This window comes from Saccharicrinis sp. GN24d3 (assembly GCF_052400645.1).
In the GTDB taxonomy this organism is placed as follows: Bacteria; Bacteroidota; Bacteroidia; order Bacteroidales; family Marinilabiliaceae; genus Saccharicrinis.
This window is the reverse complement of record NZ_JBQTGI010000001.1, coordinates 410,175-427,559: the sequence shown is the minus strand read 5'-3', so window position 1 is coordinate 427,559 and position 17,385 is coordinate 410,175. Positions and strand designations below refer to the sequence as shown.

At 40.5% G+C, this 17,385-nt stretch carries 12 protein-coding genes; 4 read left to right on the top strand and 8 right to left on the bottom strand.

Going from position 1 to position 17,385, the window contains the following annotated elements; translation table 11 throughout:
• Positions 1–93: 93 nt before the first annotated feature.
• The gene (locus ACT29I_RS01335) at positions 94–516 is read left to right on the top strand and encodes an SRPBCC domain-containing protein (RefSeq protein WP_430934363.1); all 423 of its coding nucleotides are present in this window, start codon (positions 94–96) and stop codon (positions 514–516) included.
• Positions 517–569: 53 nt separating this feature from the next.
• On the opposite strand, the gene ACT29I_RS01330 is transcribed toward ACT29I_RS01335, so the two are convergent.
• The 4 genes from ACT29I_RS01330 to ACT29I_RS01315 all read right to left on the bottom strand — a co-directional run bounded on the left by ACT29I_RS01330 (position 570) and on the right by ACT29I_RS01315 (position 6,148).
• Positions 570–2,012 (bottom strand): sulfatase, encoded by a 1,443-nt coding sequence (locus ACT29I_RS01330; protein WP_444792524.1) that lies wholly within the window; start codon positions 2,010–2,012, stop codon positions 570–572.
• A gap of 257 nt (positions 2,013–2,269) precedes the next feature.
• Entirely contained in the window at positions 2,270–3,223 is a 954-nt protein-coding gene (locus ACT29I_RS01325) for an SGNH/GDSL hydrolase family protein (protein WP_444792523.1), read from the bottom strand.
• A 244-nt stretch (positions 3,224–3,467) separates the two neighbouring features.
• Entirely contained in the window at positions 3,468–3,653 is a 186-nt protein-coding gene (locus ACT29I_RS01320; protein WP_430934360.1) for a hypothetical protein, read from the bottom strand.
• An 89-nt stretch (positions 3,654–3,742) separates the two neighbouring features.
• Complete coding sequence (locus ACT29I_RS01315; RefSeq protein ID WP_444792522.1) at positions 3,743–6,148, bottom strand: glycoside hydrolase family 88 protein; 2,406 nt, start codon at positions 6,146–6,148, stop codon at positions 3,743–3,745.
• Positions 6,149–6,477: 329 nt separating this feature from the next.
• On the opposite strand from ACT29I_RS01315, the gene ACT29I_RS01310 reads away from it, so the two are divergent.
• Positions 6,478–7,623, top strand: a complete 1,146-nt coding sequence (locus ACT29I_RS01310) for a hypothetical protein (RefSeq protein WP_444792521.1) — start codon at positions 6,478–6,480, stop codon at positions 7,621–7,623.
• 56 nt (positions 7,624–7,679) lie between these two features.
• On the opposite strand, the gene ACT29I_RS01305 is transcribed toward ACT29I_RS01310, so the two are convergent.
• The gene (locus tag ACT29I_RS01305; protein WP_444792520.1) at positions 7,680–9,068 is read right to left on the bottom strand and encodes a sialate O-acetylesterase; all 1,389 of its coding nucleotides are present in this window, start codon (positions 9,066–9,068) and stop codon (positions 7,680–7,682) included.
• Between the two features lie 151 nt (positions 9,069–9,219).
• A complete protein-coding gene (locus tag ACT29I_RS01300) occupies positions 9,220–10,698 on the bottom strand; it encodes a sulfatase family protein (protein WP_444792519.1) in 1,479 nt (492 codons plus the stop codon).
• Between the two features lie 181 nt (positions 10,699–10,879).
• Here ACT29I_RS01300 and ACT29I_RS01295 point away from each other — a divergent pair, with 181 nt between their 5' ends.
• Together ACT29I_RS01295 and ACT29I_RS01290 are read left to right on the top strand one after the other, a co-directional pair.
• Complete coding sequence (locus ACT29I_RS01295) at positions 10,880–11,152, top strand: CPCC family cysteine-rich protein (RefSeq protein ID WP_430934355.1); 273 nt, start codon at positions 10,880–10,882, stop codon at positions 11,150–11,152.
• Between the two features lie 128 nt (positions 11,153–11,280).
• Positions 11,281–11,814, top strand: coding sequence for a DUF4395 domain-containing protein (locus ACT29I_RS01290; RefSeq protein WP_430934354.1), 534 nt, complete (start codon positions 11,281–11,283; stop codon positions 11,812–11,814).
• A 149-nt stretch (positions 11,815–11,963) separates the two neighbouring features.
• Here the strand turns inward: ACT29I_RS01290 and ACT29I_RS01285 are convergent, their stop codons facing one another.
• Positions 11,964–15,296 carry a S41 family peptidase gene (locus ACT29I_RS01285; protein WP_430934353.1) on the bottom strand — a complete coding sequence of 1,111 codons (3,333 nt, stop codon included), beginning with the start codon at positions 15,294–15,296 and terminating at the stop codon, positions 11,964–11,966.
• A gap of 715 nt (positions 15,297–16,011) precedes the next feature.
• On the bottom strand, positions 16,012–17,265 hold the full coding sequence (odhB, locus tag ACT29I_RS01280) for a 2-oxoglutarate dehydrogenase complex dihydrolipoyllysine-residue succinyltransferase (RefSeq protein WP_430934352.1): 1,254 nt from the start codon (positions 17,263–17,265) through the stop codon (positions 16,012–16,014).
• Positions 17,266–17,385 lie beyond the last annotated feature (120 nt).

Sequence of the window (17,385 nt, the reverse complement as noted above, 5' to 3'; positions counted from 1 at the left end):
AAACATAAGCATTTATACAATCCTACTAATAACCTATGAACCAATTACATTTTGAAGGTGTTTTTAATTTGGAATCTTTAAATCTACCAAGTCATGGAAAATGTAATCCAAGTTGAAGCTTCTATTTCGGCAGATCGTAATAAGGTTTGGGAGCTGTGGACCTCACCGGAGCACATTGTGAACTGGAATTTTGCCAGTACCGATTGGCATTGCCCAAGAGCGCAAAACGATCTAAGAATTCATGGTATGTTCAACTACAAAATGGCCTCTAAAGATGGTCAGGCCGAATTTGAATTTATGGGGGTTCATGACCATGTTGAGGACCAGAATCTTATAAAATCCCACCTGGCAGATGGCAGATTACTGGTTGTTGAATTTAAACAGGATGGGAATCAGACAAAAATATGCGAATCGTTTGAGCCGGAGCCAAACAACTCCGAAGACCTTCAAAGGCAAGGTTGGCAGGCTATCCTGAATAATTTCAAAACGTATGCGGAATCAAGACAAAATCATTAATACGAAATACGGGGTACACTAAATGACCCCGTTTTCTTATTTTTTTACGTTTTTTAATCATGAAGTCCGAATTTCTTCGAAGCTTGATATTTGCTATTTAAAATAGCCATCAGTTCTTTCACTATATCGGGATTCTCCTTTGCAATATTCTTGGTTTCCCCTTCCGCAGTTGTATGGTCGTATAATTCGGCATGTCCGTCCGGGTGCAAAATTAAACGATGCGTTGAAGTACGCAGGGTAGCGCCGCTCTTATAGGCAATAGCAGAATGACCTTTGGCCATTGGATTATCTAATATAGGTTTCAAAGAAATTCCTTGAGCAAAGCCGGGGGTATCTACTCCCGTTAACTCGCAAAGAGTTGGGAAAATATCAATGGTTTCTACCACTCCATCAGCTTTTGCTCCACCCTTTTCAATTCCGGGATAATAGACAATAAGCGGCGAATGCAAAGCTTCCTCAAACAAGCTGTGTTTTCCCCAGATGGCATGCTCACCCAGATGCCAGCCATGGTCACCCCAAAGCACAACCACCGTGTTTTTATGGGCCCCTGTTTTCTTCAGTTCATCCATGATCATCCCCACATGCATATCGGCGTAACTCACACAAGCCGCATAATGCCTGCGAACCTCATCGGCAAACTCCGGGTCTTCGTTTGGATTTCTGCCCCAGCGGTTATATTTCATAAACTCCCCGGATTTATGCCAGGTAGTTACTCCTTGAGGCTTTTGAGGGTGGGCAATTGGAGGCAGTTTTACACTCTTATAATGCGCCATATATTTTGCAGGTGCTCCAAATGGAAGATGAGGTTTAATTAAACCAATGGCCAAAAAGAAAGGCTGGTCCTTTGATGCCAGGCTCTTAAGCTGTTTAATTCCTTCAGAGGCGATTAACCCATCCGGGTAAATAGAATCATCTCCTTCTGTACTTTGAAAAACATCCATATCGCCATCGTGCTTGCGGATTTCGCCATGAGCCAGTCCGTGCATTGCGCCACGGGGATGTTGCCATTCTCCTACTGGCATCAGGTGTTTATCCCAGGCTTTGGGAACTTCGATTGTTGCACTGTCGTTCCAGTCTGCTCCTCCTCTTCCTCCCGGGTGATGAGAAACTTTCCCCACGGAAACCGTGGTATAGCCATTGTTCCTGAACCACTCGGGCATGCTAGGCTTAACTTCTCCCGGGTTAATAGCATATTTTTCTGCTCTTATAAATAAAGCATCGTTACTTGGCGGACCATAGGTACCTGTTAGCAGGGTATAACGGGAAGGCCCACAGCTAGGTGCGTTTACATAGTGATGTTGGAACGCGCGCCCTTTAGCTGCCAGTGCATCGATATTTGGTGAATGGATGTAATCTTTTCCGAAAAAGTTCAACTCGGGACGCAGATCGTCGATACACAATAGGAGGATATTGGGTTTCTGCTGTTCTTTTGATATTTGTTGGCAAGCATTTAATAGTAATATTAAGAGAACTGGAAATATTGCTTTTAGCTTCATTTTATTCAATATTTAATAAAATTATCATTGGTTTCCGGCTAAAATTTAACCGGACAATAGTATACAAATTATATAAAAAAGTGAGTGATGTGACGGTCATTAAAACATTTCTTAGTGAACCCCCGCCCCCATTGCTACGCAGTCGTCGTTCCCTCTAGCCTCTGGGCTAAGGGGAACGACCTGGTTATACCCCGAAATCTTAATGCCTTATGGAACCAGCCTTTAACCCTCACTCTCCGCGACCATATTTACTGCTGTTAATTAATTTCCAATTCCTCAATCATCTTATCCAACTCTTCTACCTTTAATTTTGTAGGAACAATATCATCTATTTTAACAGTATCTTTTTTGATATACCCCACATATTCCAACCATCCTTTTGAACGAAGTTTTCTTCGTTTTTCCACCAGAATGAATAGGGAATCAGACGCTAATTGCTTTACGGTTGGATATGGATTTCCCATTTCGACTTGGGGATATAGATCGAGCAACACTTTTTTGGCCATTAAAAAATGACCTGCTTTGTTTGGGTGAACGCCATCCGGGATAAACGTAGAATCTTCTTTGATCGACTTTGCGTCGGCTAATATAGGTTGTAGAAAGTTGTGCAAGTCAATCACCTTTAATCCATCATCATTTATGGATAAAAGCCAATTGGTAAATTCATCCAATACTTCAATGTATTTGTAATAAGGATTTCGATAAGAATGTTCTTCGTGTTCCATTCTTAAGTTATCCTTTTGGGGACCAGGATCGAATAGAGTTGGTGTCAATAATATCAACTGAGCTCCTGAAGCTTTTACTTTATCATTTAATTTATAAATGCCTTTTTTATAAGTTTCAAAAATTTCCTTATTGTGACAGGTATAGATTCCGTCATTCATGCCATAGCAAGCCATTACTACATCCGGCTGAACCATAGCCAAGGCCGAGTCTAACCTGGTATGAACGCAAGGCCTAGGATATGGGTGATTGGCTTCGGAAGCTCCGTTAACCGTTTCGCTGGAAAGACCGATACTTATGATATCCAGTTTTTGCTCGGGATAGTTTTTACGTAAAAAATACTCTATATAAGTAACATAAGCCCCGTTTTGGGTGATACTGTTGCCAAAAATTAAAACTCTTTTGTTGTGTAGTACGCCTTCATCTTTTTCAGATAAAGAACAAGAAAACATAAGGGGAATCAGTAATATCAATAGAAATTGCTTCATTTTAAATATTTTCAAGAGAAAAGGCCAATGTACTAATTTCCGTTCAATTGTTTTGCTTTTAAAATGACCATTGGAAAAATCTATACAAATATTATACTCTTCACCTTTAACTCCTACATCTAAAGCTTTAACGGTTGAATTCCCGAAAATTTGAGGCCCTATTCCATAATGATGTACCCGGGAATCGGCTCTGATTTCACCCTCACTTTTTTAAAATCTCCAATCGCCGACTAAATTTCTCCTATTAACCAGGATTGCTGAATGGAGGTAAATATTTCGCCATTAAATTTGCTGAAATTCCCGCTTCCAGGCAGGCCATCTTATCATCCCAAAAGTAATTTTTTCTGACATCCCATTCTTTTCTTCGGCAAAGGATAGGTGCTATTCGTGATTCCGTGTCACCATCCCCAGGAGAAATCATTATTTCCATATCCTTTGTTTCATTTTCTCTACTTTGACGGATCTGTAATCATCGATAAACCATAAACACCAAGAACTAATCCTTCGAATGACCATTCACTACTCCGGTTTTTCCAGTATTTTCCCAACCACATTAACATCATAATTCACAAAAGTATCCCAGGGACCATTTAACCACAACAAGGCCTTATAACCATCCCCAACAACTACAATGGGTCGGATATTTCGATATTTAGAATTTGAGGTGATGGCTTCCCATTTTATCGTTGAAATATCATCATAAGCCCCAATGGTTGCGCCATATATTTCATGTCTTCCGCCAAGGTCTTCACCTGTTGATGGATTAACATCTGATGAAATATAAACTTTGGTTGGGTCTGTTGGGTCAAAAGCCATTAAACCAGTGTAGGAACTCTCTACATAGTACAAACACTTTCCGGCAAAAGCAATTTCACGATCGTTCCATTTTTTTCCATCCCATGAGGCAATACGATAGCGATGGTCGGAATTACTTAAATACAACGAATAACCCACATGAGGATTGCCTTTCTCATCCTGCCCCATTGCACAGGTCCATCCGCTGTTTGGCACACTCTCGTAGCCTGCTGGTTTTTCTTTGGTCTCGCTTCCGGTATAAATTTTCTCCCCTTCCGAAGTGCGCAAAGGTCCATCTTTCAAATCTTTAATTTTGGTACCATCCACCTTGTAAAAAGCACCATCCCTATACTGGGCATAATATACACTGTTCCCATAATTACGCGGATGTGCATCGGTGTATGAAATACCTATTGTATTCTCATCAGGTTGCGCATAACGACAATAAGGGCGCTGACGTCCTTTTACATCGTTGGCAATAAAGTGCGTTCGATTACCCCATGTTTTTCCATTATCATCAGAAGTGATAAAAGAAGGGTTAAAAGTCTCCCCATCCCGATATAAATTATATAGCAAATCCTCATCTTTTAAATGATAAAGGTTCATATAAGTAACACCTCTTTTATCCCCATACACATGATTATGCTGCATTCTTTCGCCCCATTGCAAGTAATTGTCAGCTGTTGAAATATTATAATAATGAATCTTTTCGTTTCCATGTTTTGCCCATACCGCCAATACGCTTCCATCCGGACGGGCATATAAAGCTGGTACATTATGGTCGTCGGGCTGAAGCTCCTTATGTAAAGTTACTCTTCCCTCAATGGAATCCCCCCTTAAATTGTAAACCCCAACATTCACGTCGCCATTCTGACCATTGAGCCCGCCAATAACTATCTTACCATTGCTGATAATAGCTCTTGGGTCCTGGTACCAGCACCAACCACCATTGTGCATAAAAATAGTATGTTGTGAGCCCCCACCCCCATCTTCCTCTGTTGGATAAAATTTATTGATATACTTGTACATCTCGGTTCCTGCGCATAAAAACGCACCACTTCCGTACAACTCGGTATAATTAGGATAGCTTAAACCTGGGGCTGCACCTACAGGCTGCACATAACCTACCATTCCTTCTTTTGTAACAGTTCCTTCTAACGCGTTCCAAGCTTTTAATAAAACAGGTTCATACATGGCTTTGTCCAAAATACCATTGTTGATTCCCCACGCCAAACCAAAAGTAAAAAAGGAAGTTCCACTGGTTTCAATGTTTGGATAGTCCTTGACATCCCCTAACAGTCCTGCCGACCAGGTTCCATCAGGACGTTGACTCCTTTTAAGTGTTTCCGACATTTTTCTGAAAATATCAATGTAGAAATCTTTGCCTTCCCATGTCTGAGGAAAATCAGGAATCATCAGCGCTAATCCACCATAAACCCAGCCATTCCCTCTAGCCCAAAAGATTTTTTCTCCGTTTTTTTCTTTTTTATCTATATAGCTTTTATCTCTAAAAAACAATTGTTCTTCTTCGTCCCACAAATTATCGTAAGTGATATGGTATTGCTTATCCATATATTGCAAATACTTTTTCCAACTGGTCACCTTTGCCAGTCGTGCCCATGTTGGAGGGGCCATAAACAACGCATCGCACCAATGCCAGTGCCAATCATCCTTTTTATCGCTTTTCATAATAGCGCTGAACTGCTTCATGGTTGGCTGCAACATAAAACCTTTGGCGGTTAATCGGTACATACTCAAATAAAACTGACCTACAGCATGGTCATCGGCATGATACATGCGTTTATGCAATTTCCAGTCGTACTTATTACCCATCATTGTCAGCCAATCTTCGTATTTGTTATCATCCGAAATTTCAGAAAACTGATAAAGCCCCGCATAGAAAGTAGCCGGCAGCCATTCCAGATCGTGATAGCGCTTACGATGATGCCACTTTTTACGGTCTTCTTCCGGTGGTAATGCTCGGTATTCACCCTGATCTTCCCAGTTTTCAATTTGCCAATCAGCAACACGTTGGGTAAGTTCAAATACATCTTCTGCTTTGGGTAGCTTATTAGCATTATTGCAAGATACCAGTGCTGTTAAAATAAAAAATAGACTTAGTTGTTTCATACCTTTATATTTTGTTGTAAGGTCGTATGGAACTCGCAAAAATTATCGTCCCCTTTTATGAGAATCTAAGATCAGCATAGCTCCCTCGTTAATTCTGCTCGTTTCATATGTTGTAGATTATCATTGTTTCGGAAAACACATTTTATGTTTACCCTCAATCAAAAGTCGTATTATTTATTAAAATACACTATCTTTAACCTTGTTGTAACGGTACTTGTAACGGTTAACACAAACCGTACAACACAAGTCCACAGACACTTAACACACTATCGTTTCAAACTTAAATTTGCAAATTTTAATTAAAACCAAATTGCATATATTAAATGCAGATGCTTTCGGAAGAGGAAAAAAATAAAATAATCAAAACTGTAACACAAAGTAGTACCTTTCAAAAAGTAACCACTGGTGCTGCTCTCCTAAAATATCTGGCTAAAGCTGAAATAGAAGATACCTTTTTAAAAGAAGATATTATAGACATAGAATTCTTTGGCAAAAAAGACAAACCAGATAAAAGCAATACCCGTGTTCGTGTTAGCATGTATAACTTACGAAAAAAGCTGGATGATTATTATGCCAATGAAGGTGCAAGGAACGAATGGCATGTTGTTATTGATAAAGGACAGTATAGTGTCAGGTACAAAAAAAAGGTTGATGCAAAACTAAAAACCGGTCAATTCATTGGCAAGCATACCCTTATTTATGCTGCCTTTGCTGTCTTCATTATCTCTTTAATAATAGTTAACCAACCGCCTAAAAAACCAAAAGTATGGGAGGAATTCATTAATAATAAAACTACATTATTTATTGGGGATGCCTTTGGTATGCGGGGCAATACGATTACTGGCCAACCGGGCTTTACAAGGGATTATAATATTAACAGTATTGAAGAATATTATAAATTCATTGAAGGTAAACCCGAATTAAAGAACCAGCTAAAACCAGCATATTATCAATATTTCACCGGAATGGGTGCTTTTGCGACTCGCGACATAGCCCAATTGTTCACACCTTATCATCGTAGGTTTGACATTAAATTCGATTCAAATACATCTTTGGATGATATTAAAAACGGAAATGCCATTTACGCAGGGCCTTTACTTACCAACTGTAAGTTTATTCCTTTCTTTAACGATGCCAACGAGCATTTTAAAGTAAGCAGATATACACTTACCATCAAAGATGTTCCCAACATGAAGGATACAACCATAAACATTTCAACTACAGGAAAAACAATGGATTACGCTATCGTTTCGAAATACCCGGGACCTATGGGAACTGAGCACTTTGTTTTCTTCTCAAATCATGACATGGGGGTTTCAGCCACCGTTGAGTACTTTACCAATATTGATTCACTGAAACAATTTACAAAACAACACCTTGAAGGTCACAAGAACTTTACGGCTTTGTTTAAAGCACATGGGCGGGAAAGAACCAGTTTGGATTTGAAACTGTTATGGGTATTTCCTTTTAATTAGCGACATAAAAAAACTCTCACGGGTGACTATCTACATCATGCTAATGGTCGCCTAGTTTACTCAAACGCCTCCGTTCTAAATCCTGAGGCAGGCAAACCAGCCGTATTAAACAAGGAAGGTTCAAAATAACATTTCCAGCCATACCGAACATGTACCGGCTCCATTATTTCATCGCTCCATACCTCTAACTGACCTTTTATGATTTTAGCCTGGGCAGTTTTATAAACCTTATCCGCACCTGCAATTTCAAAATCATTCAAAGGCTTTTCCATATTCGTAACGCCCAATGGAGCATAATCGAAATGCAGATAGGCCTTACCTTCTTTTAATTCCATTGATTTATACACTGGTCCTGAGAATTGAATACCCATACAACCATAGTCTTTTGACAATGCCCAATATGCCAGGCGCTCTCCCACTTCTCTTTTTTTAGGGGGGTGAATGCAATTCTCCTGTCCAATGTCGTTAGTTACCACCATTCCGGTTTTCTCAACGGTCAACATCGTTTTTAATTGCGACTCTTGTAATTCGACCCAATGTTCCTTCCCCGGGCCGAATGATGCTATCTGCACAAAATAAAAGGGGAAATCACCTTGACCCCAGCGATTTCTCCAGCTGTTAATCATGGCAGGGAGCAAACGGGAATATTGCTCTGCATTAAACCTGTTTCCCTCTCCCTGATACCAAATGGTTCCTTTAATGGTATACGGAATTATCGGATTAATCATTGCATTGAATAACCGAGCGTTTTTTTTGCTTTCCTGTTTAGGCATAACGGCCTGATTGTAAAACTCTTTAAATCCTGCTCTAAGTGTTTCCTCTGGAGTCCAGGCCTGAGCAGGAGTTCCTCCCCAACTACTATGAATTAAGCCAATAGGCACATTTAACTTCTCGTTCAAAAGTCTGCCAAAAAAATAAGCTACAGCGCTAAAGTCTTTAGCGGTGTGGGGTTCTGACACTACCCACTCACCGTTGCATACTTCACGCGGTTCGGCACTTGTATTACGTTCAACTGTATATAATCGAATATTATCGTTATTACTGTTTAAGATAGTTTTTTGACTTCCGTACACGGGTTGTCCCATATTACCTTCAAGTGACATGGACATATTAGATTGGCCCGAACATACCCAGACTTCCCCTAGCAATATATCCTTAAATTCAACTTTGGATGATCCTTTAATACTAAGTTCATATGGCCCACCTGCCCCAATAGTTTGAATAAAAGTTTTCCATTTTCCTTGTTTATCGGTTTCAACCGACACTTTCTCACCCCAACCAGCCTTGATTACCACCTTAGCGTGAGGTTTATCCGTTCCCCAAACCGCCACTTGTGTATTGCGTTGTAATACCATATGGTTCGTAAATATGTGGGCAATCTTGGTTTGTGCTGTTATAACCCCAACACATAAAAGTAATTTTAAAACGATAAGGTTTTTCTTCATTTTGACGCTTTATTAGAAATTCAATTATCAATAATACATTAAAATACGTATTCCGATAAGGCAGATAATATTGTGATTTTAAGGGAATATCACCTCATTAAAAAAAGAGTACCCAAAAGGTCTCGTAATTATTGAAACCCTCGATTATTATTTACAAATTCACGCCGGTTCCTTGCATCGAGTTATCATGATCCCACAGGATAATCCATGGATCTCTTGTTGTCATCTGATAGTCTTTCAGTTTTGCCTTCATCGATTCCAATACTTCGGCATATTCTTTCTCTTGTGCCAGGTTTTTGGCTTCCCAAGGATCAACAGATAAATCAAACAATTCAAACTCCGGGCGGAAAAGATAATCATCCACCTTTCTGTTTCCGTAGTATTGTTCCTTGGCCCTGTAGACGCCTTGCCAGGTGGAAGATGCCCATAAGTCAGACGCAAATGGGTATTCCAAACTCCAGGCTGTGTTCCAGATCAGCTTATACTTATCGCTGCGAATGGCACGCATAGGATAATACATGGTTATTTCGTGGAATGTATGCGAGGCATAGACATGATCCCAACCATCCGCGTTACCGGTTTCAAGCGTTTCTTGAAATGAACTTCCATGAAAATCTTCCGGCTTATATTCAATTCCCGTCATGTCCAAAATAGAAGGTGTTAAGTCTACCCACGAAATCATGGCATTGTTTACTGTGCCTGCTAATCTAGTTGTAGGATCTTTAATAATACATGGCAACTGAATACCTGGCTCATAAACCGTTGTTTTTGCGCCTGGAAAAGCCATCCCGTTATCAGAAATATAAATAATGATAGTATTGTCTATTTTACCCGTAGCCTCCAACATACCCATTAGCTTGCCAAAACCTTGGTCAACACGGGAGATACTCTGGTAATATTCGGCCATTTCTTCTCTGGATTGTTTTGTATCCGGCAGATATTCCGGCACAATCACATCCTTCGGATCATACACCTTAGTTTCAACACCAGCATAGCCTTCTTTTTTATTACCAAAGGTATTGGGCATATCCCATTTCTCCGGTTTAAAAGGATGACCACGGTGTGGGTCATCCGGGCAAAAATACAAGAAAAAAGGCTTGTCAGTATTTAACACACCTTCGCACTTTTCGGCCATTTCAACCGTATTTCTCGGGTCAGCCTCTAACACTTCCTGGAAATGATAAACCGATTCCGGTGCCACATGATATTTTCCTATTCTTGCTGTGACATAACCGGCCTCTTCCATTAAAACAGGTAATGCTTTAACATTGTCGAAGGTACTGAAATGGTGATAGTCGTGAACGTGACCATAGGAGCCGGTTGCGTGTCCAAACTGACCAGTCAAAATTACTGAGCGGCTCGCTGCGCAACTTGCACTTGTACAGTAGGCGTTATTGAACAATACACCTTCCGAAGCCAATTTATCCAGATTTGGTGTTTGAATAATGGGATTACCATAACAGCCCAAAGCATCTTTTCCATGATCATCGGAAACGACTAAAATAACGTTAGGTTTACCTGTTAAAATGATACTTTTCTCCTGTTGTTCAGTGTTGTTTTTACATGAACTTAAAAAAAAGCACATCATCAAAAAAAGTAGCGTAGAGCGCCTAAAAATGCCGTTGTTCATATATTTCTATTTTGAGAATTATTTTAGAGTACAATTTCCAGTAAAATTGACATCAAATATAATTGATCAAGCAAAATTAAATGTATCTGTTAATTTAAATAGGTGGTTTATGGGTAATAGTTGGGTAGTATATTGGGCTAAATTGTTATTTTTACTCAAGCCTTTACTATATTTGCCCTTAATGAAAAAAATAGCGCTAAACGAATATTGCCCTTGCTGCGGATACAATTCTTTAAATCCGGAAAAAAGATTAGAATTGGAGATTTGCCAAATATGCTATTGGGAAGATGATCCCTTGCAGTTTAACGATCCTAATCTTCAATATAGTTGCAACCTTGTTTCTCTTGCCCAAGCCCAAAAAAACTTTGATGAAATTGGCGTTAGTTTCCACGACATGAAGATGTATTGCCGGAACATCACCCCGGAAGATAAAAGGAACCCGGAGTGGAAATAGAGGTAGAGAGCAGAGAGCCATAAGAAAAAGACGGAGACAGGAAAGATGTGATTATATTTGGCATGACAGAACCATTATGTAGATTATAAGTATATATTTGCCGGATTAAAAATATTAATTAAAATAATATGTCTATATTTAATTTTGGTGAATACGTTGAAGATAAAAACTTTAAGGTTCTCAACGAACGTGTTGTAAGAGGAAATTCCGGCTTAATGCTTTTATTGGGATTTATTGCATTTGTGAATGCCTTCGTCATTAAAAACTATATTGTACTTCCGTATATTTCGGGTTTTCTGTTATTTAACTTTTTAGTAGCGGTATTGGTTAATCCAAAATTTGCGCCTACCGTATTTTTATCATGGCTTTTTGTCCGGAAGCAAAGCCCGTTGCATATTGGAGCCATACAAAAACGCTTCGCCTGGAGTTTGGGCAGTGCCTTATCCGGCGCTATATTTATCCTTTCATTTTATTTACTGAAGGATGTAAGTTACTTTGAGCCTATCTGCATCATGTGCCTGATTTGCCTGGTGCTGTTATTTTCAGAAACAGCATTTGGTATTTGCATCGGATGTAAGTTATATCACTTATCTGTTAAAATAGGTTTGATGAAAACACCGGAAGAAAAACCAAATTGTATGGGCGATGCATGCGAGGTTTAGTTTAGCCTAACAGTCATCGGTTAATCAAGGGTGAAGCAACCCATATCCAAACCAATGGTGTGGTACTTCCCCTTGCTCTCTGTAGCAAAGGGAAGAGACCTAAATACGTCGCCACCAATCACCATTGACTAACAACCATTGATCAACTGCTATTGTTGCAGCCCTTTAGCGCTGCGATCTTCCAGCGGAGGAGCCGGAGTAATCAGGTGCTTGTTATGCTTCACTTCTTTAAGTACTTCTTCCACCACCTTTTCCATTTGCGGATCTCTTCCCTGCATCAGGATATTTGGATCGTCCCACACTTTAAAATCAGGTCTAACCCCTTCTCCTTCCCAGAACCAGTGACCATCGTTATCGTACAACCTGGCTCCTGGGACCGTAATGGATCCTCCATCAATCAACCGGTGACCGGTAGCCGGCCCAACCAAAATACCCAATGTGCGTTCTCCAACAATAGGCCCGGCTTTAAGTTCCTGGAAGGCCCACGGCAGACCATCACCACCAGAACCTGCCCATCCATTAATCAGCATTCCCATTGGGCCTGTGTTGGTTTTAATAGGGTTCCTGTGGTCCTTACCATGACGCCAATGCAGATGACAATTAACAGGGCGCTGCAGTAGTTCCAGGAACCTGTCGGCTAACTGCCCTCCTCCGTTAAACCGCTCGTCAATAATAAATCCTTTTTTATCGAGCTGTCCGTAATACATGCTGACCAGTTCCATCTGTCCCTGGCTCGAAGTGTTAGACATATATATGTATCCCAGTTGCCCGTCGGATAGTTCATCAACCATTTTTCGGTTATTTTCTATCCACTCCAGATATCGCAATGTTCGTTCCTGACCACCAGTCATACATTTAACAACCACGTCTTTGGCTTCATTTTCTTTACCCGATGAAGAAATTTTGAGCAAAATTGTTTTCCCTCCCAGACCTTCAAACGCCGCATAAGGATCTACATCCGGATCCAAAGGAATACCATTTACAGAGTGAATATAATCACCTACCATTACTTTAACCCCGGGTTTATCAAATGGAGAACGCACCTTTGTATCCCAATTGGCTGGTTGAACAATTCGTTTAATTTTATAAAGCTTTTCTTCTTTTGTCCAGTCAATTCCTAAGTATCCTCCTTGTGTGGAAGGCGCACTTTCCATTTCACCTCCACTTGCATAAGTATGACCGGCACTAAGCTCTGCTACCAAGCTAGCCTGAATGATGTTGATATCCCACCTTGTTCTGGCATCTTCAACTAGCTTACCATATCGGTCACGCATGGTCTTCCAATCGACACCCTGCATGTTGGGATCGTAGAAGAAATCGCGGTGCCTGCGCCAGGTGTCGGCAAATATCTGCTTCCACTCTTCTTTTGGAACCCAGTTCATCACCATATCATTGGTCGGAACGGGTTTGTCTATTTTTTGGGATGGAGCTGGCTTAATGATTCCGTATTTACCGTTTGATCCTACCAACATAGCCTTTCCGTCGGCCGTAACAGAGACATGGCTCACATTATCCATTATTTTTTTCTCCTCATGTTTTTTCAAATCGAAAAGGTAAAGTGAACTCGTTTTGTTGCCCGAACCCGTATTGGGCCTGCGTAAAAACACCAGCTTGCCTTTAAATGTTGCCAGCCTGCTTATATTACCTGCTTTGGGAGGAAGAACTTCCATGCGTGCTTCGGCATCTGTAAAATCTATTTCAACTTTAATCCCTTTGGCATTCTTTTCTCCATTCGCATTTTTCTCATCATCTTTTCCGTTAACCTTCTTTGCCTCATCATTCTTTCCATTCTCTTTTTCCTTCTTCTCGGAATCGCTGTTACTTTTATCCTCTTTTAGGGCTACGGTATCGTTTTTGGCCTTAAGTAAAAGCGGAATATCCTTTTTTAATGCTATGGAAGCAATTTGGGTACTATTGGGGTATATCCAGGTTCCGTCACCTAACGAAGAATAGGCGGCATTCATACTCCTTTTGGTCAGGTAGAAAATATACTTACCATCCTGGCTAAATACCGGATAGGTGTCGTCGTAAAAACCGCTGGTTAGCTGCTGTTGAACCTTTTTTTCTACGTTGTAAACCATCACTGCTTCATTGCTATTTTCCAATCCCAGACTATATGCCAACCATTTAGAATCGGGTGACCACGAAAGCTGAAAACCAAACCTTGAAGAATGGCCAATATTCCATTGGCTCTTGCCTGCTTTTGTAAGTTCCCCGTTATCTGCATCTATTACCCAAATAGTATTGGTCTCGTCAATAAAGGCCATCATTTTACTATCGGGTGACCAGTGTATCTTGTAGCCAAAACCTTTTCCCCGCCGGGTTAGTTTTTGGGGTTGGTTGTTAGTTTGTGTGTCTTGCAACCAAATTTCATACTCTCCCGATCTGTCACTCCAATAGGCAATGGTTTTGCCATCCGGCGACCAGGCCGGATTTTGATCAAAAGCTCCGCTTGATTGTGTTATATTGAGTGTATAACCTTCCTTCACCGGAACATTAAACAACTCGCCCCTCGCTTCGAAGGCGATACGGGTGCCTCCGGGTGAAGCTGAAGCATTAGAGATTTTTTTACCTACGTATTTGATCCTTGGTATTTCAACAGACAAATCACTGACTATCTTTACATCCACCTTCCGTGATAATTGCGTTGAAGCATCCATCACATACAACTCGCCACCAATTTCGTAAATCAGTTCTGTTTTACTTCCGGATAAAAATGAAATGTCGAAATTTTTATGTTTAGTTATCTGGGTTTTAGCCTTTGTGGCCGGATTATATTCCCAAATATTTAAGCGCATATTCGCATCCCTGTCCGATAAAAAATAAACCTTCTTGTCAATCCAGGCCGGTTTGCCATCATTTGCCTCATCAGTTGTTACTCTTTCTGTTTTGCGGGTATTAAAGTCGTAAATAATGATATCGGAAGTAAGACCTCCCCTGTATCTTTTAAAAGGATAGTTCTCGGTTATTTTAGTGATATATGCCAATTGTTTCCCATCCGGAGAAAAGGAAGCAAGCTCTCCATAAGGGATGCTTAACTCTTCAGGCAATCCACCTTTTTTATCCACCATAAAGAATTTATTTAACCTGCCAATGCCGCTATTTCTGCCTGAGGCAAACAAGATCTGTTGACCATCCGGATGCCAATCAATCATCCTGTCAGAAAAAGAATTGTAGGTAACCCTGTTAGGTATACCTCCTTTTACAGAAACCACATAGACATCTGAATTACCATTGTATCTGGCTGTATATGCAATTTCTTGTCCGTTGGGAGAAAATTTTGGCCAGGATTCTTCTCCTGGCGAATGCGTGATTTGCATGGCCGTTCCTCCATTTTTGTCAACAATCCAAATATCCCCTCCGTATACAAAGGTTATTTGCGTTTCGGAAATATCCATGTAACGCATCAGTTTGGCACTTATCTGTCCTGATACTCCTAACGAAAAAGTTAATGCAACACACAACAATACTATATTTTTCATTCTTTTAATATTTAGAAAATCCTGATAATCGGTGCAATTACAGCCATGTTATTGTTCTACGTAAAGAATTGGCAAAACAGTATATAGACCCGCATAATTACTCCGACCATGTCGGCTTCATGTGGAAATTGATTAGATAATTTATACTTTAAGACAAGACAATGAATAAGATTTTATTCAACTGTTGCTTAAGTTAAGAAAATAATCCCGTAACAAAAAACAATGAAGAAAGACATAAAAATACCGCTGATAAAAATTACTTCCATATCTTTCCACATTTAATTCCTTATGTGATAATAACCTAACTATCTGACGTACTAGTGACCTAGTGTATGCGTAGTATGGCATTTCATGCACCATCCTTCGAATATACACTGCTGTTTATTAACCGTAAATCCGTGCATTTATGGTACCACACCCCCATTACGTTTATACTCTGTTTGTTGTGCGTTCGTTTATTTTATCATAACCCGATCTCCACCAAAATCGTTTTCTTTCGTTTTTTTTAAGCGTTGGGCGCCATTTTTAAATCATCTCTCTTTTGTCAGCAGCATTCAAATTTTAGTGATACCTAAAACCGCAGGCGATAGGCAAAAAAATCCCGTAGATTACACCCATTGGCATCTCTACGGGATTTCTTCTATATCCTAAATAAATATTCAGTTTAAGGCTTCCAATATTTTTTTAATATACATTGGGTATACGTTAATTTTTTTTACAAATCCAGCACCATCTTCTCCAGCTCATCTCCACCGGATAACATCAGTTCCGGGTTTTCAAGCATTTTCTTTAAGGTAACCAAGAAACCAACGGAATCTTTCCCGTCGATAATACGATGGTCATAGGATAAGGCGGTGTACATAATGGGTCGGATCTCTACCTTGCCATTTACGGCCATTGGTCGCTCAACGATATTGTGCATGCCCAATATGGCCGATTGTGGGGGATTGATCAATGGTGTGGAAAGCATAGAACCGAACACACCTCCGTTGGTCACGGTAAAGGTGCCACCGGTCATCTCGTCCAGGCTAATTTTACCGGCTCTGGCTTTAACGGCCAACTGCTTTAGCGTTTCTTCTATTTGAGCCAGGCTTAATGATTCGGTATTTCTGATTACCGGTACCATCAATCCTTTTGGTGTTTGAACCGCTACGGAAACATCCACATAATTTGGCGTTACTATCTCGTCAGCATCAATCATGGAATTTACCATAGGGTGTTTTTGCATGGCCAGGGCCGATGCTTTAATAAAGAAAGACATGAAACCCAATTTGACACCATGCTTTTCCACAAACAAGTTCTGGTACTTTTTGCGCATAGCCATAATGTTGCCCATATCCACCTCGTTAAAAGTGGTCAACATGGCGGTTTCCTGTTTTACTGCTACCAAACGGGCACTCAGCTTTTTACGCAAGGAGCTCATTTTTTGCCGGCCCAGCTCGCGTTCTTTGGGCTGTGCAGCTAATCCTTGCGCAACCGGTGCAGCCCCCCCGTCCACACCTTGCGCTTTGATGGCATTAATTTCTTTTTTAGATATGCGATGCAGTCCGTTGATAACATCTTCAACCGTCCATCCTTCCTCTTCCATAAGGTTTTGGGCTACCGGGCTTACCTTAACCTTTGCATGTCCTTCGGAAACAGGTTTCTTTTCTGCTGTTTTCGTTTCAGGAGCTTGGGCTTCTGTGGCCGGAGTTTCCTCATGCACAGTTGCTTCCGAACTTTCTTCGGGAGCAACCGATGTATCGATGGTACAGGCTATTTCACCCACTGCAACCGTTTGCTCCTCTTCTACCAATATTTTAATTTTCCCGGCCTTGTCCGCGTTTAAGGTAAGTGTGGCCTTGTCTGATTCTATTTCTGCCAATTCCTGGTCTTTGTTTACCACGTCACCATCGTTCACCAACCAACTGGCAATTTCTACTTCGGTAATGGACTCTCCCGGGGAAGGGACTTTTATCTCTATTATCATGCTATTATTTTTTCAATCAGTGACTTAAATCTTATTTTCTAAATTTCTCCACCTATCCGACAGACGGGCAAAGCGAAGTTGCTATGTAAATACCTTTAATTCGTTATGCGTCGGTTTAAA